Raw genomic sequence first — 22,647 nt, forward strand, 5'->3', positions numbered from 1 at the left:
GGGAAAAACTGGACAGGGACAAAAGTGATAAAGCTGCTCTAAAATAGGGAAGGAAAAAAGGAGGAGCAGAAATGGCAAGAAGACCGAGAAGGAACCACGGAGCGGGATACAAGGCAAAGGTAGCGATGGAAGCACTGAAGGGGGAACAGACGGTAATAGAACTATCGGAAAGGTACGAGGTACATCCGAATCAGATCAGTAAGTGGAAGAAGCAGCTACAGGAAGGGGCCGAAGAAGTGTTTGCAAAAGAGAGGAAGGGAGAGGAGGGGCCTAAGGTCAAGGAGTTACATGCGAAGATCGGACAGTTAACAATGGAGAACGATTTTTTATCAGTAGCGCTCGGGCGCATAGCCGAGCCAGGCGCAAAGAAATGATAAACCCGGAGCATGAATTACCGCTGACACGACAAAGTGAGATATTGAGGCTGTCACGTTCGAGCCTATACTACAAGGCGGTTTTGGAGAGATCGAGAGACATAGAGCTGATGCGGCACATAGACGAGATCCACTTAAAATACCCCTTTTATGGGTCAAGGAGAATCCGGGATGAACTGTGTGGCATGGGCTACGAGGTAGGGCGTGGGCATGTCAGGACCTTGATGAAGAAGATGGGAATAGAAGCGCTGTATAGAAAGCCACGTTTGTCAAAGCCGAATAGTGACCACAAGGTTTACCCGTATTTACTGAGGGGCCTTGAGATCAGCCGAGCGAACCAGGTCTGGGCGGCAGATATAACGTATATACCGATGGCGAAGGGTTTTTGTTATCTCGTAGCTATTATGGATTGGACAAGTCGCCGTGTGCTGTCCTGGCAGCTTTCAAACACTTTGGACACCTTGTTTTGCACCGAGGCGCTTGAGGAGGCGCTTGAGAGATTCGGGAACCCGGAGATATTTAATACAGACCAAGGCAGCCAGTTTACATCGGAAGCGTTTACGGAGATACTCATCTCTCAGGATATTAGAGTTAGTATGGATGGCAGGGGCCGATGGATGGATAATGTCTTTATCGAGCGGCTCTGGAGAAGTGTAAAGTACGAGGACGTGTATCTGAAGGCTTATGACTCGGTAGGAGAGTTGAGGCAGGGACTCAAAATATATTTTGAGTTCTACAACCATCGGCGTCGGCATCAGAGCCTTGACCGAAAGACACCGAATGTTGTTTACTGCAGTACGCTGCCTCAGAAGTGGGTGGCGGCATGAATGGGCAGCTTATCACTTATAAATCGCTTCTGCCTGTCCAAACAATCCCGGCCACCTCTGCAGAGCATATTTGTTAGCTATTAACTTGGCAACTCTTCAGGGCGACATATTCGTCAGCAAAGCTAACCACTCAGCCAGCAAAAGAACTCTGTATTTGTTTGCCAGGTTAATAAGGTTCTTCAAAGGCGTTACGAAGTAGAAATTATTGGTCCTGTTTTTGGTGATGGGATATGGGAGCCTGTAGCGATGATGAATGGCTTCCTCAAAAATTAGAAAAACAGATGAAAGTTTTTGAAACTGTGTCACTATGTGGGAGTTGTCTATACTGGCTTTTTGAGGATTGAGAATGATAAAAAAAAGGCTCTTCAGGAAAATTCGTGGGTAAAGCAAAGGATGAAGGAAGAGGAAAGAGAAAGGTAGAGAAGGAATAAAAGTAGCGCATCCTGCTCCAAGTCTGTCAAAATGGAAGCGAAGAACAACCAACTGACAGAGCGAAGGAGGCAGGATGCAACTAAAGGTTATCCTAACCCGGGTACTAAAAATCAAGTCATTTGTATATGGAAGGGTTAGCTGGGTAGAGGGGGAAGGGGAAGCAACAATAGAAATTGAGGTTCGAGAGAGGGCGAAGAGTAGTCCTGAATGTTCTGGATGTGGTCGTCGAGGAGCGGGATATGATAGATTGGGGGAGCGGCTGTTTGAGTTTATACCGTTTTGTGGGGGATCAAGGTATTTTTTCTTTATGCACCGCGGCTGGTAAGCATCGTTTGAGTAATGCCTATGCATGGTATCTTGCAGGATGGGGCAAACGGCTTAGCTGGAAAGAGGTAGCCGAAGTATTTCACACGACTTGGGAACATGTGTGTTTCATTCGGTGGAGATGGCAGTGCAGTGGGGGCGTAAGCATATGGAGCTGACCAATATAGAAGCAATAGGGATTGATGAAATCCACTGGCAGCGTGGGCATAAGTATCTTACGCGGGTGTACCAGATAGATGCCCATTGCAAACGGCTGCTCTGGATAGGAAAGAAACGGAAGGTTAAAACACTGCTTGGATTCTTCCGTTGGTTTGGCAAAGAACGAAGTGAGTCGTTGAGTTTCATATGCAGTGACATGTGGAAACCATACCTGAAAGTGATTGCCAGAAAGGCTGGACAGGCAATCCATGTGTTGGACCGCTTTCACATTATGTCACCCCGGACTTGCTCCGGGGATGAAGTTCGTGTCACGGAGGCGAGAGACCTGAAGGCCAAGGGCTATGAACCGGTGCTGACGAAGACACGCTGGCTTTTGCTTAAGAAGCCGGAAAACCTGAGCAACAAGCAGGAGGTTAAACTTGCTGACCTTCTTCGGTACAACCGTAAGTCTGTCAGAAGCTACCTGCTAAAAGAGGAGTTTCAGTTCTTCTGTACATATAAATCACCCTATTGGGCGGGATGGTTTCTTGATAAATGGTGTGCAAAGACAATGCGTTCAAAGATTGAGCCGATGAAGAAGACAGCTCGGATGCTGAGAAAACATTGGGAACTTCTGCTCAACTGGTTCCGAGCCAAAGGACAGGTCTCCAGCGGTGTTGTGGAGGGTCTTAACAATAAAGCAAAACTGACTACCAGAAAAGCTTATGGTTTTCGTACCTATGATGCCGAAGAAATTGCATTATATCATACACTTGGCGCTCTTCCTCAACCGGAAGTTGCCCATAAATTCTTCTGACGAGGCAAAAATATATACCCTATCCCTGGGTTATTCAAAAAGAAGGTGACATACATAGGGAGCTTTTGCTCCGGAGATGTGGGCCAGAAGCTGGCTTATCAAAATAGGGGGTAGCTTTTACATAACTGATTTGCCATGTCGTTGCACGAAAATAGAGGGTAACCTGTTTTGGGCTATAGAAGCTATGGCTACAGAATTGCGCCCGTTGGGCGAGGGATTGGTGCTAATTGCAAGAAGAGATGACAGTGAATCCGATATGCAGATAGATCCGGCAAAGATATGAAAGTTTGCGTTGTCATAGTAACATATGCTAACAGGTTTCATCTCTTGAGGCAGGTTGTGGATTCTTTGGTTGAGCAGCAGATTACAAAAATTATAATTGTTGATAACAACTCTGTTAAAGAAAGTTACAAGAGATTAAAAAGATTGGAGGATCTTTTTAAAAACAGATTAAAAGTAATTTATTTATCGGAAAACACAGGCTCTGCCGGGGGCTATAAGAGGGGATTACAGGAGGCCAACAACTGTGAGGATTGTGAGTTTATTTGGCTGCTTGATGATGATAACAAACCTGAAAAGGATGCACTGAATATACTAATTAATGCATGGGATAGAGTAAAAGAAAAACATAAGAAGAGAAGAATAGCCTTGTTGTCTCTAAGAGAGGATAGAAAACAATATGTGATGGTTGCTCAAGGTGAGTCTGCAGAAAAATGGTTTGGAAGAAAAAACAGTTTTCTGGGATTTGATCTTCTGGCTCTGCCATCAAAAATTTCAAATAAAACATGGATAAGAAAAAAAAAGAATACAAAAAAATATATAGATAAAACAGTAGTTCCGTATGCTCCTTATGGAGGCCTTTTTTTTAATAGGGAGTTGTTGCAGGAAACAGGATATCCTAAAGAGAAATTTTTCCTTTATGGTGATGACCATGAATTTACCCATAGAGTATCCCAAAAAGGTGGCAGAATATTTTTGGTTCCCAACAGCAAGATTAGAGATATTGATACATCCTGGCATTTGAAGGATAAAAGAGGGCAATTGAAAACCTTCTTAAGCGGGGAAGGTTCTAGGGTATACTATACAATCCGGAATCGGGTTTTTTTTGAGAAAAACAGCCTATCAACTAATAAGTTTGCATACAATGTTAATAAGTTTGTCTATTTGAAGCTATTGTGGTGTTTGTCGAGATCGAAAGGAAAAAAGGATATGTATTCCTTGATAATAAGAGCCGTAACCGATGGTTTGGAGGGACAACTTGGGAGAAGTTTGTGAAAGTATTAATATTTAATTCTTTATATCATCCACATGTAATTGGTGGGGCTGAAAATTCTGTTCGCATCCTGTCCGAGGGGCTGAAGGAGAAAGGTGTGGAGTCTGCTGTAGTGAGCACCGCAGATGCCGACAAAGTGGAGTATGTGAGCGGTGTCAAAAATTATTATGTAAGCTCTCCCAATCTTTACTGGATGTACAGGGCTAAGGAACAGAGTGGATATAAAAAGCCGTTTTGGCATTTACTGGATGCCTATAATCCTTTGATTAAAAAGAAGATACAAAACAGGATCGAAGGGGAATCCCCTGATGTTATTCACACGAATAATTTGGCAGGATTTTCCGTTTATGTATGGAGAATAGCTGAACAATTAAGTATTCCCATTGTTCATACCATCAGGGATTATTATTTGCTGTGCCCAAAGTCTTCCATGTTTCATAAGGACAGAAACTGTTCAAGTCAATGCTTGATTTGCAAGTGTTATTCTGTTCCAAAGAAGATACTCTCAAATAATGTTGAAGCTGTAATCGGTGTAAGTAGGTTTGTTTTGAATATGCATTTAGATAGAGGTTATTTTGAAAAAGCGAAGGAAAAAACTCATATACATAATCCAATAGACGGGGCTACTAAAACTCTCGGGCATAGCAGTGATAAGGACCTGAGGTTTGGTTTTGTAGGTTTGTTATCTCCAGATAAAGGTATAGAGTATCTTTTAACTGAGTTTTCCGAAGGAAGATTTAAAAATACGAAACTTTTTGTTTTTGGACGAGGTGTTACAAGGACATATGAAGAATATTTGGTAAGAAAATTCAAGGCGGAGAATATATTTTTCATGGGGTATAGGAAAACTGAGGAAATCTACCCTTTAATTAATGTTCTGATTGTGCCTTCATTATGGAATGAACCTTTTGGTAGAACTATTCCTGAGGCTTATTCATATGGTATTCCTGTGATAACCTCTGATCGGGGAGGTATGCCGGAAATCATAGATGAAAGCAGAACAGGCTTTGTTGTTTGTGCTGATAAGAGGGGAGATTTAGAAGAAAAACTAAGAGTATTTGTTGATAATCCTGACCTGATTAGCAAGTTTTCAAGGAACTGCCTGGAGCTTTCAGAAAAATTTGATAGAAATAAAATCGTAGATGAATATATAAGAGTATATAGAAAGGTTCAAAGATGAGAAACTTAACAAAAATTATTTTATTTACCTGGTTTTTGTTTATAGTCTTTGAAGCTCCATTACGGTTTGTGTTTTTTAAAACCAGTGTACCTTATTTTATTTATATGAAGGATTTATTGCTATTTAGTCTATTCTTAGTTTTTATATTTAATGCAATATATCAAAATAGAATAAATAAAGTTATTTTGCTTATCTTTTTGTTTTTAGCTTATGGTATTGCAATAGGTTACATTAACAAATTAAGCATTTTACAAATATTATTTGGTTTTAAAGTATTTCTGTCTTTTTTTGCAGGGTTTATTGCTGTTTACTCTTTAAAGGTGGAAGAGAGATTTTTTCTGAAAATATTCAGGGTTTTTGTTCCTATTATTATCTTCGGCTTAATTTTAGAGTATTTGCACCTTCTGCCATGGAAGGGTTTTAAGTACGAACTACTTGGTTTCTCAATAGAAGCTTCTCGTCAATGGAGCACCTTTGGCGTTTCCAGACTATCAGGTTTTGGAAGGGCATCCTTTGAAACAGCGTTTTTACTCTTCTCACTATCTGTGCTTTATATCGTTATCAGTTATAAATTAAAGTCTGAATTAAAACTTTACATGAAGTTTTATGACTACCTTTTATTAGCTTTATCCTTTGTAGGAATAACGCTAACAACTTCCAAGACCGTTTTTTTTGCCTTTCTAATTTTTATATTTTTCTTTGTGTTAATAAAAATATATGACAGGGTTAATAACATTCCCAAATTATTTGCCGACCTATTATCCCGCGTCCTTTTATTTGCTCTATTCTTGGTTGGAATTATACCCCCGGTATTTGCCTTATTAAGGAAATCTTATTTGCCCAATGGATTTTTACATTCCCATGCTGCCAAATTTTTATTTGGCTCTTATATAGAAAGAATTGAATATATGTGGCCGAATGCAGTTAAATTACTTTCTGGGTACCATATGTTCTTTACCGGAAGAGGGTTGGGTGGCATAGGAGCTGCGCAGAAATATTTTGAAGCGAACATATACAATGCGGCAGATAATTTATATGTGTATTTATTTGTTGACTTTGGGTTTATTGTATTAATTATTTTTATTTTCTATCTTTTATATAATTTGCTTTTTTTAAAGTTGAATAATAAGGAGAATATATATTTTTTTGTTTTTTGTTTGATTATATTTTCCTGTGGGGCAACTTTGAATGTAATAGAGTCCCCTACATTAATGATGACGCTCGGTATTTTGTTTGGTCTTTGGAAAAGAAGTGTTACGTCCCACCGACAGGTATAACAGGAGTTTAAGAGATAAAGGTTTCAATTGACTGTACCCCCCTGAAAACATTACATTTTTTGTCTTCAGAACCGTAAGACCCCTGATTCTCAATCTGAAGTTTCGCCAATACAGCAAGAAAGAAGACGTAACGCATTGAGTAAGCGTCAAATAAACCCCACGTGATTAACCAGGAAGGACGCTGGAGCCACGATTAAGGTATTGAGGCAGGAGGGCTCTGTAATCCTTGTTGGTATCGGCACCGGGCAGTTTTTCAAAGAGAAAGCGCAGATAGGCATAAGGCTCCAGGCCGTTGCCTTTCGGGAACCCCAAATGTTGTTTGCTGCGGTACGCTGCCTCAGAAGTGGGTGGCGGCATGAATGGGCAGCTTATCACTTATAAATCGCTTCTGCCTGTCCAAACAAACCCGGCCACCTCTTTTCTTTTATCCGGTAACTTGTAATATTGAGCTCCAGAATTACGCTGTGATGAACGATCCGGTCGACAGAGGTGGCCGGAAAAAGTTTTAATGGTGTATGCCGGGACCTGAAGGTGGGAAGGAATCGGGTATCACATATCCGGGAGCTGGCACGGGAGTATGGTTGCCTATTCCAATGAAAGCGGCCACCTGTTCCAACAGCACAACCACCCGGTGCGCAACCACCCGGGCAACCACCCGGGGTCGCATCTTTACGGGCAACCACCCGGGGTCGCATCTTAAATATTAAGTTTAGATATTGCCTCGGCTTCATCATAATCGAATACTTAATATTTAGCATGTTACCCCCATGGTCACCCTATACAATCGAAATGCCCAAAGCGTCGGCAACTCCATTTCCATAAGCCGGATCAGCTTTCATGCAGTTGCCGATATGGCGGATTTTGATCTCCCTGGGAGCATCACCCATGGCTCGGGCGGTATTGGCAAACAGAGCCTTCTGCTGATCAGGGCTCATCAGCCGGAAAAGCAGGCTGGGCTGGGTATAGTAATCGTCGTCCTCACGATGATTCCAATGATCAGCAGCCCCTTCAAGACCGAGAGGTGGTTCTGAAAACTCTGGCTGCTCTTTCCACTCACCGTAGCTGTTAGGCTCATAGCCGATAGTGCTGCCATAGTTGCCGTCGACTCGCATGGCGCCATCGCGATGATAACTGTGGAAGGGACAGCGCGATGCATTGACTGGAATCAGGTGGTGGTTAACTCCAAGTCGATAACGCTGGGCATCACCATAGGAGAAGAGACGGCCCTGCAACATTTTATCAGGTGAAAAACCAATGCCTGGAACGATGTTGGCCGGGTTGAAAGCAGACTGCTCAACCTCGGCAAAATAGTTCTCGGGGTTGCGGTTCAGTTCCATAATCCCGACCTCAATTAGCGGGTAGTCCTTGCGGAGCCAGACCTTTGTCAGGTCGAATGGATTGTAGGGGCAGTTGACAGCTTCTTTTTCTGTCATTATCTGGATGAAAAGCTTCCATTTCGGAAAGTCTTTCTTCTCAATGCTTTCATAGAGGTCGCGCTGGTGGCTTTCGCGGTCCTTGCCTATGAGGACCTCGGCTTCAGCATCTGTGAGATTCCTGATGCCCTGTTGGCTGACAAAATGGAATTTGACCCAGTGCCGTTCGTTTCTGGCATTTATGAGGCTGAAGGTATGACTGCCAAAGCCGTGCATGTGGCGATAAGAGAATGGAATCCCGCGGTCGCTCATGGTTATTGTAATCTGGTGTAGCGCCTCCGGCAGCAATGTCCAGAAGTCCCAGTTATTGCGGGCGCTGCGCATGTTTGTTCGAGGGTCCCGTTTCACCGCGTGGTTAAGGTCGGGAAACTTGAGTGGATCACGCAGAAAAAAGACGGGAGTGTTATTACCCACCAGGTCCCAGTTACCCTCTTCGGTGTAGAATTTTATGGCAAATCCGCGGATATCGCGCTCTGCGTCTGCTGCTCCGCGTTCTCCTGCCACTGTTGAGAAACGTGTGAAAAGTTCGGTCTGCTTTCCAATATCCGAGAAAATTTTTGCCCTCGTGTAGCGGGTAATGTCATGAGTAACAGTAAAGGTTCCATAAGCTCCTGATCCCTTTGCATGCATGCGCCTTTCGGGGATGACCTCTCGATCAAAGTGGGCGAGTTTTTCCAGGAACCAGACATCCTGCAGCAATTGCGGTCCGCGAGGTCCGGCGGTTATCACATTCTGATTGTCAGGCACAGGAGCGCCTGCATCGGTAGTCAACTTCTTCTTTTCATCTTTCATCATGTCTTCTCCTTATCAGTTTTTGGTTTGTGCAGACCAGATAAGTCACGATTCCTTTAGCCGATTTTCGTTAGCCTCTCCAGAGGAAAGAGTGATAGTGAAATGTTACCATGTTTCTGAAAAGTTTGTCTCAGGTCTCAGGAAGGTGAGAAATTCATGGACATCTCCGCCATGCCCAAATTGTAGGCAAAGGTATTGCCTATGTATTTTGTGGGACAGTCACGAAGTCATTTCCATTACCCAAAACAGCCTTGAGCTGAAATGAGTAAAACATGCTTCATTAAAACGTATTCTGTGATGCAATATGACACATGTGTTTTTGTATCCCCGGATCTTTTGGTCAGGCCTTGTGGATTTGCTCAAAATGATACAGCCAGCATTTCCTGATATATTTTTCCATTCCATGTGGTATTAATGCTTGTTCCCAATCCTCTCCACAAAAAGCAATCAAGGCATCTTGATTTTCCCATGTGGTAATCAGAACATACTCATCTTTATCTCGATCCATGACCTTGCCGAATGATAAGGAAATTAATCCTTTTTGGGCCTTCACCAATGGTAGTGAAATTAGGTCAAAATCCTTTTCGAAATCCTGCTTAAATTCCTGATGAATCCTGACTCTAAATATCCTTACAATCATTTAATCCATCCAATTTAAAGTTTAAGTGTTAAATGTTTCCTGAGCCTGTTTACCTTACGCCTTAGGCTTTTATCACTGGCAACATCTTTAGCAACCTGTTTATACCTCATGGTAATTGCAGCCCCTGATATACTATTAAAAAATGTACCCACCTCTTTACATGATAATCCACTGAAGTCTCTCGCAAGATAGATTGCAATCTCTCGGGCCTTATTCTTCTTTCGGCCTCTTACCAGGATATCTTCTTCACTGCACCTGAATTCATCGCATACTGCCTGAAGGATTTTCTTCAGGGATGGCCTGGATTTCAATTTGCCAAGTTGCGGAATCTCCTTTTTGTCTTCCATTTTTGAAAGAAATGTTTCTCTCACCCATCCAACAAAGTCTGAGTCTCCCAGGATAAACCCGCCAACTACGTCTTTGCCGGGGTCTTCAAGGGTCTTTGCATCAATACCTTCTACAAAGTTCCTGTAGTTTCTGATCGCTCTCTTTTTCTGCTTCCCCAAATACCCCAATAGCCGTCCTGTCTCCAGCCAGGCTGGCACCTTTGTTTTTCCGATAAATGCAGGATAGCTGCTCCATGGATATTGCTCTACAGTTGTAACCATCCCTGCACGTACCGGATTGAGGTGAATGTAGCGGGAAAGCTGGCCTAAGTATTCATCTGCATCTATCAATATAGCCTTATATCTTCCCTGAAAGATATGGCCACTTCTTTGGTGTTTTCTGTTGTAGTATGCAGCATAACTGACATTAAGCCATTGGATGGCAACGCTTAAATTTGGTTGAGGTGTCTCGATTAGCAGATGGTAATGGTTGGTCCATGAGACAATAGGTATGGAGTATTAATGAAAACCGTTCCACGGTCTTTTCGAGGTATCCAAGAAATTTCTTTTTGTCGCCTATCCCCTTAAATACCTTCTCTCCACCGTTGCCACGGTTTATCACATGATAATATGCTCCAGGATATTCTATTCTTAAGGGTCTTGCCATTAGGGGTTACTCAATATGTTAGTGATGTGTACTTATTTGTGTTAAAGATATTTTAAGTAAAGCACTTCAGGAAGTCAATAGTTAATATTTAAGACGCGACCCCGAATGTGTTCCCCCTTAAGCAAATTACTTAAAGGGTGACCCTAAAATGCAAGAAGCAAGACTTGACCCCCCGCCTTTCCTTGCTGGAAGGTGCGCCCTAATTTGCCTTTCTATCAAATTTACACAAAATAGTTGACAGTACCCCTTTTTTCTCTTGACAAGGGGCCTTTTAATGGGTGACCCCGGAACCGTTTGCTGTGGACTCTGATAATTTTGGCTGTTGCTTATCATTTATATCATATTTATCTATAAGTTCATTCAGTTCGTTTTCTCTTTCGGTTCTAATTAGCCTAAACAGAGGCCATTTCTTAATATCATTAATATCCAACTTGCCTGATTCTATTACCTTTGGCATAAGATCAAGTGCTAGCTCGTAATTTTCCTGTAAAACATACTTTGCCAATAGGTAAATAGGTTCTTTTGCCGAGAAATCTGCATCATCGACTTCCGCTTGTACAGACTCATACATACCTTGCCATTTTTTTGACTGCCAATAATTTATTTGTGCTATAAGTCTCGTTGATTCAGGAAGGGCTTTATCACCAATTGTGAAATAACTCAGAGATTCAGAAATTTCCCATCTTTCTCGTTCTAAATGGTCAAAGGCTAATTTAATTAATAACGAACCACGCAAATTATTATCAGGTTCTTGTTTTTTCCAGAGCTCTGCTGCGATGAGTATAAAGCAACGTTCAAATCTTGATATTTTATCCTCCAGATATTCCGGGGATACTCCTAGCAGTTCCCCAATATTAGGTGGTTCTCCTAATGTCTCTGGACGATTCCTAATATAAGTTGAATTCACAATGGCACCGTTGTGAACTAACAAATTTCTTCGTTGACAAGCTTCAACAAGCTCATCATTGTGTTCATTAACGTAGCTTGCAGAAAGCTTCATTTTTTGCTTCATAAAAACCATCCAATCATTGAAACTTCCACGTAGTACACCTTCCACTTTATTATCTATAATGTACTTTCTGGCATCCTCTACTGAACCAATGGCATTTAGATCTTCAAGACTTAAGATCTTATCCTTTAAATCCACAGCATTAGGACTTTTATCATAATAAATATGTATTAGGCTAGCTAAAAAGCACTCCACAGAACTAATTAAGCTAATCAGTGAGCTGTGATACAGGTTTTCCTGCCTTGTTCTTGATTTTTTAAATCGTGACATAGCATCATCAAATCTTTTTTGACCTTCGTCACCAATTTTTAATTTAATACTTTTTTTATCGTTGTCGTCTGATTCTTCAATCATGACTTCAATGTTATCGCCAAACAGAGCTTTAAATTTCTCTTTTCTTTCTTCGTCAATATCAAAAAGATCAGGATCAAATTCACTAAGTGCAAGTATCATTGGTATAAACCCAATAGGGTCTTCAGATAAATCATCGGCTTGTTTTTTTTCAAGGAAGCCAGAGACCATTTCAACAAAATCACGTAACCCTTCAAGATTCTCGTTAAATCGAATAATTGGATTTTCGAGCATTACAACCTCTCTATCTATTAATTATTTAGCGTATAACGGTTCATGATAAACGGTGGCGCCGAAACGTTACGGCCTACCAGCGCAATTTGGTTTTGCTTTTTGGGAAGCACACCTGCATTTCCCGTCCGCTTGATTAATTGGTTAGCCAAATCTCTTAATTGCAAACCCCCAATGATGCGACTGCGTAAACTCCAGAAAAAGTAATTAAACCAGCTGAAACACGAGAAAATTTGCCCGTTTTCTTGTCAATGACGAAGCTATCAATGCCACCACTTTTTGACTCACCGGCCAAAACTAAAGAAAGCGTCCTTTCGTTTTCAAATCTTTTTCTGAAGGAATAGTTCATGCCGCTTTCAAATAGGACATCTGGAAAGGAACTATTCAACCCCGTAAAGGTCAAATTTTTACCAATATCATTTTTGTCAGACGATTGAATGATAGTACACATCAATTTGTCGCCCATGACAAATGAAGGGTTTGATTTAATCTTTTTTTCATCCAATGAATTAGAACAGCCTACGAGAAAAAATAGAATAAGTGATAGTGCGGCTATACGCATGAATTCTCCTTTATTGGCTAACTAACAATTATTAAATGTCTCATAATTGAATTGACATCAATGAGTCAATCTATCTGCTCTTGAAGCTCAGGGTTGAGAGGATGTCATCTTGACTATTTTGAGACGATTAATGGTTATTTTATTTGTACTTGTTTGAAATCAAATAAATATTAATTTTTTTTGTATGCTTCAATGATAAATTCGCAATATTTTTGCCAATCACTGAAATCGTACCACCATCTATAGGAATGAGACTCAATTCCATTTTTCTTTAATTTTTCTGATAGGCTGGACAACATTTGGAAAAGTGTACTTGTTTCAGGAGAATCAGCATATTTTTGATCTTGATTAATGTTCCCTTGACTACCAGCAATATACACAGGATGTCCACCATCGGCATTATGTAACCCCAGGCCTGAATTTGTTTCTATTAATGATTTTAATCCACGATAAAGTAATTCTAATTGGTTGTTATTAAAGTCTTGAAACATTTGATGCCTCCTTTGGGGGGTATATTTTTAATCAGTATAACGATATATTAAGCACTGTTGGCATATTAGCAGCAATCCAGAAAATTCACAATAAGAAATTGACATATACCACCTGATACTACCTTTTTTGTCAGTTATTAACCTGGCAAACAAATACAGAGTTCTTTTGCTGGCTGAGTGGTTAGCTTTGCTGACGGATATGTCTCCCTGAAGAGTTGCCAAGTTAATAATATCCGGTATGGAAAAAATCTACCATGTTAGCCATTGGTTGTTGGTATCTGAACTTTGCAGATTTTACCTAAAAATATTCTATAGGCAAGCAATGCCTCATATATGAAATCTGGGAGTATTGTTAATTGAGCCCAACCTGAGCCTGGGTCTTCAGGATGTACAATTAAGTGGGGATGTTTTCTTGCGTAATCAAAAACTGATTTGTGCTTTTTCTGAGTGAGATCTAATTTCCCAGAAGCATGTACTAGAAGGTTACGAACCTTTGAATAATTTTGAATTTCATTCCACTCTGTAGAATGAAAAACCTTTTTAATGCCAATGACTTTTGAAAGAAATATTTTGGCCTGTTCAATGCCTTTTCCTTTCAAGTCTTTTAGGCAGATTTCTTTTGAGATATTTTTTTCAAAAATTTGGCATAGCTCAATCATATGGGTTTCAAACATTGTGTAAGCTGAATTAAAAATTGAATTCCACTGCAAAGCAGGGAATACATCATTTAATTTCCAGTCAATATCAATTGAGAACCCATCAAAGTCCTCTTTTTCATCCGCAGTCAATTCACTTACTTTTGCCTGGTATATTTCTTTAAATTTAACTTTTTCATTTTCCAATGAACTTTCTGTAAACTTACAATATGAAAAGACATTTTCAAAATCGAGTTCAATCTCTACATGATAGAAAGTGCTTATAATTTGTTCTTTCATATTCATCGGATAGTATTAAGTTGCATTAAAAGAGAAAGAATATTGGTTGCAAACCCCTTGATTTTATTGTGTTTTATTAGCAAAACATGAAGCATTAAATTATATAGCTATGTCCTAACAATATAATATACGAACTACTTGTTTCTCCCCAAATTTCCCTTCACTATATCACACTTTAGAAACATATGCAACTCTAAGTGATTATTTTATAAAGAAAAAAATTGTTTTTCGTGTTTGTAGATTAATTTAATATCAAGATAGGATGTACTCGTAAAAAGTCGGAAAACTTTTTACGAATAGATTCCGGCTTAAGAACTGCCGGAATGACAGATAGGAAAGTGGAAAAAACAAAAATCCAAAAACTGTCATTCTGAATCCCGAATCAGGTTTGTTGATTTTTAGAGATTCTGAAATAAATTCAGAATGACACATATATTTATATTATGCAATATCCTCATTTCGCTTTTTCCCCCTGTTTGTACAACAAACCTTTATCCTGTTAAAAACTCTGTAGAAACATAATTTATTTGCCGGGTTGTTAACCGCAAGGAACATGATGAGATAAATTATGAAATTTGGTATGATAGACAAAGATGGTATGTGTCATGGCTGGCTTTAATAATTACTCGGTGAGGTTATATAAAAATGGCAAGGGCAAAGATAGTCTGTACAATAGGTCCGGCTACGTCGTCGGAGAAGATGATTGCATCCATGATCAGGGCCGGTATGGATGTGGCCAGGCTGAATTTCTCCCATGGAACCCATGAGGAACACAGGCGCTATATTGACGCTATAAGAAAGTGGAGCCTTAAACTTAAAAAACCTGTAGCCGTACTCCAGGACCTGCAGGGGATAAAGATAAGGATCGGCAAGGTTGAGGGTGGCGCGGTCAATCTGAAGAAAGGGCAGACCGTCCTGCTCAAACCCGGTGACGGTATTACCACGGGGCAGACGATTTTTATATCATACACCGCCCTTATTAAGGACCTGAAAAAGGGTCAGCGGGTCCTGCTTGATGATGGATTGATATTGCTTGAGGTTACAGGCAAAAAGAAGGATGCCGTAGTGGCCCATGTCAGGGAGGGAGGGGGGCTGACGGATCATAAGGGTGTAAATCTCCCGGATTCAAAGATATCCCTCAGCTCTTTTACCGACAAGGATCAGGATGACCTTGCATTTGGCCTTGAGGTGGGAGTGGATTATGTTGCGCTTTCGTTTGTTATGAGGGCCAATGATATCAGGAAGGTCAAGGCGTGGCTGGACGAGCGCGGTGCAGCCATTCCCGTTATTGCAAAGATCGAAAAGCCCGAGGCACTTCAGCATATTGATTCCATACTTGATGAGGCAGACGGGATAATGGTGGCCCGTGGAGACCTGGGAGTGGAGGTTCCGCCTGAAGAAGTCCCCATTATTCAGAAAGAGCTTATCCGGAAGGCCAATGAACGGGGCAGGCTGGTGATTACGGCAACCCAGATGCTCGAGTCCATGCGTGTGCATATGAGACCCACAAGGGCGGAGGCAACGGATGTGGCAAATGCCGTGATTGACGGCACGGATGCCCTGATGCTTTCTGCTGAGACAGCCACCGGCAGGTATCCCATTGAGGCCGTGAGGATGATGAGGAGAATAATTGAGTATACGGAGGGTGAGGTTGTTCTTATCCCCCGGGGATTGCCTATGGTGTCTTTTGAGTTGGAGAGTGATGAGAGACCGAGTCTTGCAGTGGCGGATGCTGCTGTCAGGGCTGCTGCCGACGTTGGTGCAAAGTGTATAGTTGCATTTACGCGTTCAGGGTTTACAGCGCTCCTGGTCTCAAAATGCAGACCCTCCGCGCCTGTAATTTCCTTTGCACCTGATGAGGCTGTTATGAGACGGCTCTCCCTTTACTGGGGTGTAAGGCCCTTTCAGATGAGACGGTTGACTCATACGGATGAGATGGTCTTTGAGGTAGAAAAGGCGCTGATTAACAGGAAGGTGGCAAGGACAGGTGATCTCATAATAATTATTGCAAGCTCTCCTTTGCATGACCGCGGAAAGACCAACTTTATGAAGATTCACAGGATTGGTGGGTGAAATGGCAGGTCAATTGTCCGTGAAAAGAATCCTGACCGGCTGTATTGTACTTTTGTTCGTGCTTTTATCTGTTAATATCCAGGCAAAGGAGGTAAATGCGATGGTAGAGAACATTTACTGGTTTGGGCATGATACGTTCAGGATTGCAGGCAGGGATGTTACGGTGTTTACAGACCCCTTCAGGCTTAAAAGGCAGGATAAGGCCGATATCATTCTCATTACCCACGAACACTATGATCACTGCTCTCCTGAGGACGTCGCGAAGGTTCAGTCAGACGATACGGTTATTGTGACAACCCCTGACTGTGCCGGAAAGCTGTCGGGTAATATCAGGACTGTAAAACCGGGGGACAGGCTGGAGGTTAAAGGGGTTGAGATCGAGGTTGTGCCTGCATATAATACCAACAAGCAGTTCCACCCAAAGGCCAAAAACTGGGTGGGTTATATATTTAAAGTGGACGGAAAGAGGATATACCTTGCAGGAGATACTGATTATATCCCGGAGATGAAGACTTTTAAGGATATCGATATTGCCCTTCTGCCTGTAAGCGGCACCTATGTTATGACCGCTGATGAGGCAGTGCAGGCAGCCCTTGATATAAAACCAAAGGTGGCGATTCCAATGCACTACGGTTCTATTGTGGGGTCAGAGGCTGATGCCAGGAGATTTGCAGATGCCTTAAAGGGTAAAATAGAAGTAGTTATCCTGAAAAAAGAAGAGTGATATGGCTGATGCAAAAAAGATTCTGAAACTCCTGCTGAGAAAATATCCTGATCCCGGGATTGCCCTTAATTTTACCAATCCACTTGAGTTGCTTGTAGCCACCATCCTTTCCGCTCAATGCACTGACAAGAGAGTAAATGAGGTGACCAAAACTCTCTTTAAGAAATACAAATCCGCCCGTGATTATGCAACAGCCGATATAGAGGTCTTTGAGCAGGAGATCAAGCCTACCGGTTTTTATAAAAACAAGGCACGCCAGGTGATTAACTGCTGCAGGGCCCTGGTTGAAAAACATAACGGCAAGGTGCCCGACAGCCTTGAGGCTCTCACAGAACTGCCGGGGGTGGGCAGAAAGACCGCAAATGTCGTGCTCGGCTGTGCCTTTGGAAAACAGGCAATTGCAGTGGATACCCACGTTCTGAGGGTGAGCAACCGTCTCGGGCTCGTTCACTCGGATAATCCGGAGAGGGTTGAAGAGGAGTTAATGAAGCAGATTCCAAAGGACAAATGGACCCGGTTTACACTTGCGATGATCCTTCACGGCAGGGAGACCTGCGGGGCAAAAAAGCCCGGGTGTGGTGAGTGTATCCTGTTTGATGAGTGTGAGTGGGAGGAGAAGGGGAAGTATAGAAAGTGATGGAGAGTTGGAGAGTTGGAGTGTTGAGGGGATTATTGCCTGAAGATTTACAATCCCTTGCGGCCTTTCAGGAAGAGACGGACCTCTACAGGTTCTCTTTTTACGACAGTGTCAGCTCTACAAATGATGTGGCCCTCAAACTTGCCAGAGAAGGCAATCCTCACGGCACAGTGGTGATAGCCGACTCTCAGGAAAGGGGCAGGGGGAGGCATGGAAGGACCTGGTATTCACCGCCGGGAGTAAACATATATATGAGCATTATCCTGAATCCCGGAGTTATTACGTTTCATCCTGCCCTTGTTACACTGTCGGCATCTCTTGCAGTTGTAAATGCTGTAAATTCCTGCCTGTTGTCTCAATCCGGGGCCGGCACTGTTGCCAAGGTGCCTTCTGTTGAGGTATGGCCGAAGTGGCCAAATGATATTTACTGTAATCACAGGAAGCTTGGCGGGATACTTACAGAGGCGTCAACTGCAAGGGAGAGGATAAGATTTATGGTGGCTGGCATAGGCATGAATGTAAATATGCAGGCGGACCAGATACCCCCGGATTTCAGGGATAATACAACGTCCCTGTATTCAGAGACAGGTGAGGTCTTTGATCGGGGCAGGGTTATAGTGAAGATACTGGAGTCTTTCAGCAGGTATTATACCCTCCTCTTTAATGATCCTGCCTCTGTAATAGCCCGATGGTGTAAAATAAGCCATACCATTAACAGTTATGTGAAGGCCGTTACGCCGCAAGGAGAGATATACGGAACGGCCCTGGGCCTTGATGACAGGGGGTTTCTGAGGCTCGGAAAAGAGGGTGGTGAGGAGGTATGCCTGAACACAGCCGAGATTGTCCATCTGAGAGACCATGACAGATAAGATTCTGACCATAGATATAGGAAACAGCAATATAAATATCGGTCTTTTTAAGGATGACACGATCAGGACCGTAAGCCTCAGTACCCGTCCACTTAAGGACAGGGCCTTTTATGAAGGTGTTTTGAGGGAATTTTTGGGAGATGATCAACCCGCCGGTGGGGTGCTGTCATCTGTTGTCCCGTCTCATGACGGGTTGTTTTACGAGCTCCTGAAGACTTTTAGCGGCGAGGATCCTGTTGTGGTAACCCATGAGATAAACACGGGGCTTATATTTGATGTTGCAGAGCCCGAAAGTATCGGTGCGGACAGGATAGCCAATGCAGTTGCCGCGTGCAGCAGGATAAATGGCAGCCTTGTGGTTGTTGATCTCGGCACGGCAACCACGATTACGGTTGTAGACAGAGAGAAGAGATTGACTGGAGGGGTGATTATGCCCGGGGTGGAGATGATGTGTGTTGCGCTTAACAGGCAGACGGGCAAGCTCCCCCTTGTAAGGCCCACTTCCTTAGCCGGACCTTTAGGTAAGGACACAAAAAGTAGTATAATCTCAGGAGCAGGGTATGGAACTGCGGGCGCAGTGGATAGATTGCTTGACGAGATCTCTGTTATTCTTGGGGAGTTCATAGCCGTTCTTACCGGAGGTAATGCCCCCTTGATTAGGGGGTTGTTAAAGAGGGAGTACATTTACATCCCGGAGCTTACATTAACGGGGTTGAGAATAATCTATGAGAGAAACAGGGGATAACAGGAATATGAACGAGATCAGAAGAGAGCCGTTGCTTGGAAGATGGGTGGCTGTATTGAGTGAGTCAATGAAGCCGGAGGATTATCTCTCCTCAATGGAACCTTCAGCAGGAGGACATTGCGACCTGTGCGAAGAAGAGTCAGGGGGGGCTGAGGAGATATACAGTGTAAGGGACGAATCCGGTAAATGGCTTGTCAGGGTTTTGCCCGCAATGGTGCCGGTCTTTTCACCCGAGGGCGACCTTGGCAGAAAGGGTGTCGGTATTTATGACCGGATGAATGCAATAGGTGTCAACGAGATGCTGATAGAATCACCGCAGCACAATGTGCAGCCTGAAGATATGGGATCGGAGCAGATGCTCAGGGTTGTGGAGGCCTTTTCAGCAAGGATGATCGAGCTTGAGAAGGATGTAAGAATCAGGCATATAATGATACACAAGAATTGCGGAGTCCCTTCCGGTGATGCGTGCGGTCATCCCCACTCGCTTATTACTGCAACACCCGTAATCCCCAAGCGGGTAAAAGAAGAGCTGGATGGCGCAAAACAGTACTATGAATACAAGGAAAGGTGTATATTTTGTGATTTTATGAGGGAGGAGGAACGACTGAAGGAGCGTGTTGTGATGGAGACCCCTTATTTCCTGGTCTTTTGTCCTTATGCTGCAAGATTTCCCTTTGAGTTCTGGATACTTCCCAGGATACACAACTGTTCTTTCAGGGATGTAACAGAGGATGAAAAGAGAGACCTTTCAGAGACCCTCTCCATTATGTTCAAGAAACTCAGGAGGCTCCTGAAAAATCCCCCATACAATTATGTTCTTCACACAGCGCCAAGCAGGATACCGAGGAGAAACCACTGGCACACACTTGGCGAGGATTTTCACTGGCATATAGAGGTTATGCCGAGGATGAGGAGCATCGGCAGTTTTGAGCTTGGCTCCGGCATGTACACTTTAACTACATCCCCTGAGGATGCAGCAAAATATCTTAAGGAGGTTTCTCATGGAGATTAAGAAGATTTTATTCCCGACTGACTTTATGGAAGGTACTACACAGGCGATTCCCTATGCAGTGGATCTTGCAAAAAAGTATGGAGCAAGGCTTTATATAATTCATGTTATCCATGAGGTAACCAGGGCGACAGGTCTTTATGTGCCTCATATTGCCGTTGACGAACTCTACAAAACCATGCAGGTTGAGGCGGAAAAAGAGATCACCCGTGTCTATCTTGAGGAATTGAGAGGGTTTGAAGATGTTGAATACAAGGTCTTAACGGGTATTCCCTATGAAGAGATAATCAACTTTGCTGAAGAGAATGCAATGGATATGATAGTGATGGGCACACACGGTAGAAAGGGACTTGACAGACTCTTTTTCGGCAGTACGGCTGAAAAGGTTGTCAAGGGTGCACACTGTCCTGTTCTGACGGTCAGGGCAAAGGAATTTTCCGAGTGAAGAGTCTTTTAAGTGTTGTCTGAAATATATATCGTGAAAGGTTTTTGGGCTGAAGAAAAATGGTCATGCGTACACAGGTCCTTGTAGTTGGAGGCGGCCCTGCCGGTGCAACTGCTGCCAGGAGGCTTTCAGAGGCAGGCATTGAGGTTATACTTGTCGAGAAGGACCTTCTTCATCACAGGAAACCCTGTGGAGGCGGAATAGCTTCCACTGCCCTTCAAGAATTTGAAATCCCCCGTAACATACCTCACAGGATTGTTAATACGATAAGATTCGTTTCTCCTTCGGGCAGGAAGCTCAATATTCCACTTAAGGGCGGCGAGATACTGGTTGTGGACAGGATGGCATTTGATTCTCTGCTTAGAAGTCTTGCAGGTGCATCCGGAGCGCAGGTTCTGGAGGGAGAATTCTCGGGGTTTCAATCAAGAGACGGCAAATTAAAATCCCGTGTATTAATAAATGGTGAAACTGAAATAATAGAATCAGATTATCTGATCGCTTCCGACGGTGTTAATTCAAGGGTGAGAAGCTCCCTTGGTCTCAAAGCATCAGGCTATGTGTTTACTCTCTCGTGTTCAGTGGAGGGCCTTGAGGTTGATGCCTGTGAATTCTGGTTCGGCTCTGAACATGCCCCTTCTTCATATTCATGGGTTTTTCCAAAAGTTGGCATGGATTCTCATGAGCCGGAGGCCTTGAGACATTCCGTGGGGGGGTGCTCTGTGGGTACAGGGGGTAGCTATGGTAGTGATGCGAGATTGTTTTTTGAGAGGTTTTTAAAGAGGCTGAATATTAATGGTTCTCAGGGGATGGCCGCAAGGGGATATAAGGTGCCGCTCTGGAAAAATGGACTTTACAATATAGGGAACATACTCTTTGTGGGGGATTCAGCCACTCAGGTAATGCCTTTTACATATGAGGGTATCTATTACGCTATGAAATCAGGAGAATTTGCTGCCGAAGCAATAATCAATAACAGTCTGTCTTTGTACCGAAAACTATGGCGCAGGAGGTTCCTCTCAAGGTTCATGCTTATGAGAACCCTCGAAAGTGTCTTTTTGCGCAATGATGCAGGGGCGGAGAAACTGTTCGATATGTTTGGCAGAACAGATGTTCAGGAGGCGTCAATGAGGCTGTGGCTGATGAAGGATGCCAGCCGGGGAAGCCTTTTAAGTTATGTTAATCTCTTCAGGAAATTCCTGCATTGAGACTCAAAAGTGCCGTTGTTTTATCTTTTCTGTTCCACCTGTTGATGATCTTTCTTATTCTAAGGATAACGCTTCCTTCACCAGAAGAAAGAAAGACTGAAGAAAGACAGAAGAGCCCCTTTATGGCAGAGATTGTCACTCCCCCTGCGCTCAGCAGGAAGACAGAGGTCCTGCGGGGTAAAGACAGGAGCCTGCCGGTGAAGAGACTTGAACAACCTGCTCCAAAAATCACGCCCTCTGCAGAGAAACCATCCGTAAGGCAGGAGCAGTCTTCTTCCCCGAGCGAGACTTCCGGATCGCCTGTTGAGTTGAATAAAGGGTTGTTGCCGGAGAAGGGGATAAGGCCTCCCGGGCAGGGTTCGGGGGTAGAGGGAGAGTCGGGGATGCAGCGACTGCCGCGGGGCAGAGAGCTTTTTGACTCCAGGATAATAGGAGATATTGCCAGACTGAAGCCCGCTGAGAAAGGGAAAGAGGAATCGGAAGTTACCTTCAGCACAAAAGAACTCAAGTATTACAGCTACATGATGAAGCTTAAGGGCAAGATTGAGAGGATATGGAGATACCCGCCTGAGGCTGTAAGGCGGGGTCTTTACGGTGACCCCTACATAAGGTTTACAATAAAGAAGGACGGCTATCTGGGGTCTGTAGAGTTGGTACGCACGTCAGGCTACAGGGAGCTTGATGAGGCTGCAATGCAGGCGCTCAGGGATGGTGAGCCATACTGGCCCCTGCCTGAAAACTGGGATATGGATGGAATCACAATTACCGGACATTTTGTCTATACACTTTATGGGACCTATTTAAGGTAGTCCGGTATTTTCATTTTGCAGACGCACATGACATTATCATTTTGCAACGGCA

At 43.2% G+C, this 22,647-nt stretch carries 20 protein-coding genes and 2 pseudogenes; 14 read left to right on the plus strand and 8 right to left on the minus strand.

Going from position 1 to position 22,647, the window contains the following annotated elements; genetic code table 11:
- The first annotated feature begins 71 nt into the window (after positions 1-71).
- The 5 genes and pseudogenes from VST71_00015 to VST71_00035 all read left to right on the plus strand — a co-directional run bounded on the left by VST71_00015 (position 72) and on the right by VST71_00035 (position 6,642).
- Positions 72-1,201 (plus strand): IS3 family transposase gene (locus VST71_00015; protein ID MEC4684114.1). Its coding sequence is split into 2 segments (ribosomal slippage): positions 72-330 and positions 330-1,201, totalling 1,131 coding nucleotides; the frame shifts between segments, so codons are not numbered across the junction.
- A 505-nt stretch (positions 1,202-1,706) separates the two neighbouring features.
- Positions 1,707-2,912, plus strand: a pseudogene (locus VST71_00020) (ISL3 family transposase).
- Between the two features lie 279 nt (positions 2,913-3,191).
- Positions 3,192-4,187 carry a glycosyltransferase gene (locus VST71_00025; GenBank protein ID MEC4684115.1) on the plus strand — a complete coding sequence of 332 codons (996 nt, stop codon included), beginning with the start codon at positions 3,192-3,194 and terminating at the stop codon, positions 4,185-4,187.
- Complete coding sequence (locus tag VST71_00030) at positions 4,184-5,365, plus strand: glycosyltransferase family 4 protein (GenBank protein ID MEC4684116.1); 1,182 nt, start codon at positions 4,184-4,186, stop codon at positions 5,363-5,365. The genes VST71_00025 and VST71_00030 overlap by 4 nt, the downstream gene beginning before the upstream one ends.
- Positions 5,362-6,642 (plus strand): O-antigen ligase family protein, encoded by a 1,281-nt coding sequence (locus VST71_00035; protein ID MEC4684117.1) that lies wholly within the window; start codon positions 5,362-5,364, stop codon positions 6,640-6,642. The genes VST71_00030 and VST71_00035 overlap by 4 nt, the downstream gene beginning before the upstream one ends.
- A gap of 165 nt (positions 6,643-6,807) precedes the next feature.
- On the opposite strand, the pseudogene VST71_00040 reads toward VST71_00035, so the two are convergent.
- The 8 genes and pseudogenes from VST71_00040 to VST71_00075 form a co-directional block, all read right to left on the minus strand.
- Positions 6,808-6,942, minus strand: a pseudogene (locus VST71_00040) (transposase domain-containing protein).
- A 476-nt stretch (positions 6,943-7,418) separates the two neighbouring features.
- A complete protein-coding gene (locus VST71_00045) occupies positions 7,419-8,867 on the minus strand; it encodes a catalase (protein ID MEC4684118.1) in 1,449 nt (482 codons plus the stop codon).
- Positions 8,868-9,207: 340 nt separating this feature from the next.
- Positions 9,208-9,507, minus strand: coding sequence for an antibiotic biosynthesis monooxygenase (locus VST71_00050; protein ID MEC4684119.1), 300 nt, complete (start codon positions 9,505-9,507; stop codon positions 9,208-9,210).
- Positions 9,508-9,521: 14 nt separating this feature from the next.
- On the minus strand, positions 9,522-10,184 hold the full coding sequence (locus VST71_00055) for a helix-turn-helix domain-containing protein (protein MEC4684120.1): 663 nt from the start codon (positions 10,182-10,184) through the stop codon (positions 9,522-9,524).
- Positions 10,185-10,771: 587 nt separating this feature from the next.
- A complete protein-coding gene (locus VST71_00060) occupies positions 10,772-12,094 on the minus strand; it encodes a hypothetical protein (protein ID MEC4684121.1) in 1,323 nt (440 codons plus the stop codon).
- A 154-nt stretch (positions 12,095-12,248) separates the two neighbouring features.
- A complete protein-coding gene (locus VST71_00065) occupies positions 12,249-12,653 on the minus strand; it encodes a hypothetical protein (GenBank protein ID MEC4684122.1) in 405 nt (134 codons plus the stop codon).
- Between the two features lie 170 nt (positions 12,654-12,823).
- A complete protein-coding gene (locus VST71_00070) occupies positions 12,824-13,144 on the minus strand; it encodes a hypothetical protein (GenBank protein MEC4684123.1) in 321 nt (106 codons plus the stop codon).
- A 257-nt stretch (positions 13,145-13,401) separates the two neighbouring features.
- Positions 13,402-14,079: a hypothetical protein gene (locus tag VST71_00075; GenBank protein MEC4684124.1), complete on the minus strand. Its 678-nt coding sequence runs from the start codon at positions 14,077-14,079 to the stop codon at positions 13,402-13,404.
- 645 nt (positions 14,080-14,724) lie between these two features.
- Between VST71_00075 and pyk the strand changes: the two genes are divergently transcribed.
- From pyk to VST71_00120, 9 genes are all read left to right on the plus strand, one after another.
- A complete protein-coding gene (gene pyk / locus VST71_00080; protein MEC4684125.1) occupies positions 14,725-16,152 on the plus strand; it encodes a pyruvate kinase in 1,428 nt (475 codons plus the stop codon).
- 100 nt (positions 16,153-16,252) lie between these two features.
- Entirely contained in the window at positions 16,253-16,876 is a 624-nt protein-coding gene (locus VST71_00085; protein MEC4684126.1) for an MBL fold metallo-hydrolase, read from the plus strand.
- Between the two features lies 1 nt (position 16,877).
- Positions 16,878-17,513 (plus strand): endonuclease III, encoded by a 636-nt coding sequence (gene nth, locus VST71_00090; GenBank protein ID MEC4684127.1) that lies wholly within the window; start codon positions 16,878-16,880, stop codon positions 17,511-17,513.
- A complete protein-coding gene (locus tag VST71_00095) occupies positions 17,513-18,382 on the plus strand; it encodes a biotin--[acetyl-CoA-carboxylase] ligase (protein ID MEC4684128.1) in 870 nt (289 codons plus the stop codon). The genes nth and VST71_00095 overlap by 1 nt, the downstream gene beginning before the upstream one ends.
- Positions 18,372-19,127 (plus strand): type III pantothenate kinase, encoded by a 756-nt coding sequence (locus VST71_00100; protein ID MEC4684129.1) that lies wholly within the window; start codon positions 18,372-18,374, stop codon positions 19,125-19,127. Before VST71_00095 ends, VST71_00100 begins: the two co-directional genes overlap by 11 nt.
- The gene (locus VST71_00105; protein ID MEC4684130.1) at positions 19,108-20,139 is read left to right on the plus strand and encodes a galactose-1-phosphate uridylyltransferase; all 1,032 of its coding nucleotides are present in this window, start codon (positions 19,108-19,110) and stop codon (positions 20,137-20,139) included. The genes VST71_00100 and VST71_00105 overlap by 20 nt, the downstream gene beginning before the upstream one ends.
- A complete protein-coding gene (locus VST71_00110; GenBank protein MEC4684131.1) occupies positions 20,129-20,581 on the plus strand; it encodes a universal stress protein in 453 nt (150 codons plus the stop codon). Before VST71_00105 ends, VST71_00110 begins: the two co-directional genes overlap by 11 nt.
- Before the next feature lie 65 nt (positions 20,582-20,646).
- Positions 20,647-21,786 (plus strand): NAD(P)/FAD-dependent oxidoreductase, encoded by a 1,140-nt coding sequence (locus VST71_00115; protein MEC4684132.1) that lies wholly within the window; start codon positions 20,647-20,649, stop codon positions 21,784-21,786.
- A gap of 122 nt (positions 21,787-21,908) precedes the next feature.
- Positions 21,909-22,595: a TonB family protein gene (locus tag VST71_00120; GenBank protein ID MEC4684133.1), complete on the plus strand. Its 687-nt coding sequence runs from the start codon at positions 21,909-21,911 to the stop codon at positions 22,593-22,595.
- The last annotated feature ends 52 nt before the right edge of the window (positions 22,596-22,647 follow it).

The sequence above is a fragment of the Nitrospirota bacterium genome (genome assembly GCA_035873375.1).
GTDB lineage: Bacteria > Nitrospirota > Thermodesulfovibrionia > Thermodesulfovibrionales > JdFR-85 > BMS3Bbin07.

Bases quoted from the DNA above. Each gene is read 5' to 3' on its own strand.
- VST71_00085 (MEC4684126.1), top strand. From the start codon at position 16,253: ATGGTAGAGAACATTTACTGGTTTGGGCATGATACGTTCAGGATTGCA.
- VST71_00100 (MEC4684129.1), top strand. From the start codon at position 18,372: ATGACAGATAAGATTCTGACCATAGATATAGGAAACAGCAATATAAAT.
- pyk (MEC4684125.1), top strand. From the start codon at position 14,725: ATGGCAAGGGCAAAGATAGTCTGTACAATAGGTCCGGCTACGTCGTCG.
- VST71_00110 (MEC4684131.1), top strand. From the start codon at position 20,129: ATGGAGATTAAGAAGATTTTATTCCCGACTGACTTTATGGAAGGTACT.
- nth (MEC4684127.1), top strand. From the start codon at position 16,878: ATGGCTGATGCAAAAAAGATTCTGAAACTCCTGCTGAGAAAATATCCT.
- VST71_00075 (MEC4684124.1), bottom strand. From the start codon at position 14,079: ATGAAAGAACAAATTATAAGCACTTTCTATCATGTAGAGATTGAACTC.
- VST71_00115 (MEC4684132.1), top strand. From the start codon at position 20,647: ATGCGTACACAGGTCCTTGTAGTTGGAGGCGGCCCTGCCGGTGCAACT.
- VST71_00050 (MEC4684119.1), bottom strand. From the start codon at position 9,507: ATGATTGTAAGGATATTTAGAGTCAGGATTCATCAGGAATTTAAGCAG.
- VST71_00045 (MEC4684118.1), bottom strand. From the start codon at position 8,867: ATGAAAGATGAAAAGAAGAAGTTGACTACCGATGCAGGCGCTCCTGTG.
- VST71_00095 (MEC4684128.1), top strand. From the start codon at position 17,513: ATGGAGAGTTGGAGAGTTGGAGTGTTGAGGGGATTATTGCCTGAAGAT.
- VST71_00035 (MEC4684117.1), top strand. From the start codon at position 5,362: ATGAGAAACTTAACAAAAATTATTTTATTTACCTGGTTTTTGTTTATA.
- VST71_00065 (MEC4684122.1), bottom strand. From the start codon at position 12,653: ATGCGTATAGCCGCACTATCACTTATTCTATTTTTTCTCGTAGGCTGT.
- VST71_00070 (MEC4684123.1), bottom strand. From the start codon at position 13,144: ATGTTTCAAGACTTTAATAACAACCAATTAGAATTACTTTATCGTGGA.
- VST71_00025 (MEC4684115.1), top strand. From the start codon at position 3,192: ATGAAAGTTTGCGTTGTCATAGTAACATATGCTAACAGGTTTCATCTC.
- VST71_00120 (MEC4684133.1), top strand. From the start codon at position 21,909: ATGGCAGAGATTGTCACTCCCCCTGCGCTCAGCAGGAAGACAGAGGTC.
- VST71_00060 (MEC4684121.1), bottom strand. From the start codon at position 12,094: ATGCTCGAAAATCCAATTATTCGATTTAACGAGAATCTTGAAGGGTTA.
- VST71_00105 (MEC4684130.1), top strand. From the start codon at position 19,108: ATGAGAGAAACAGGGGATAACAGGAATATGAACGAGATCAGAAGAGAG.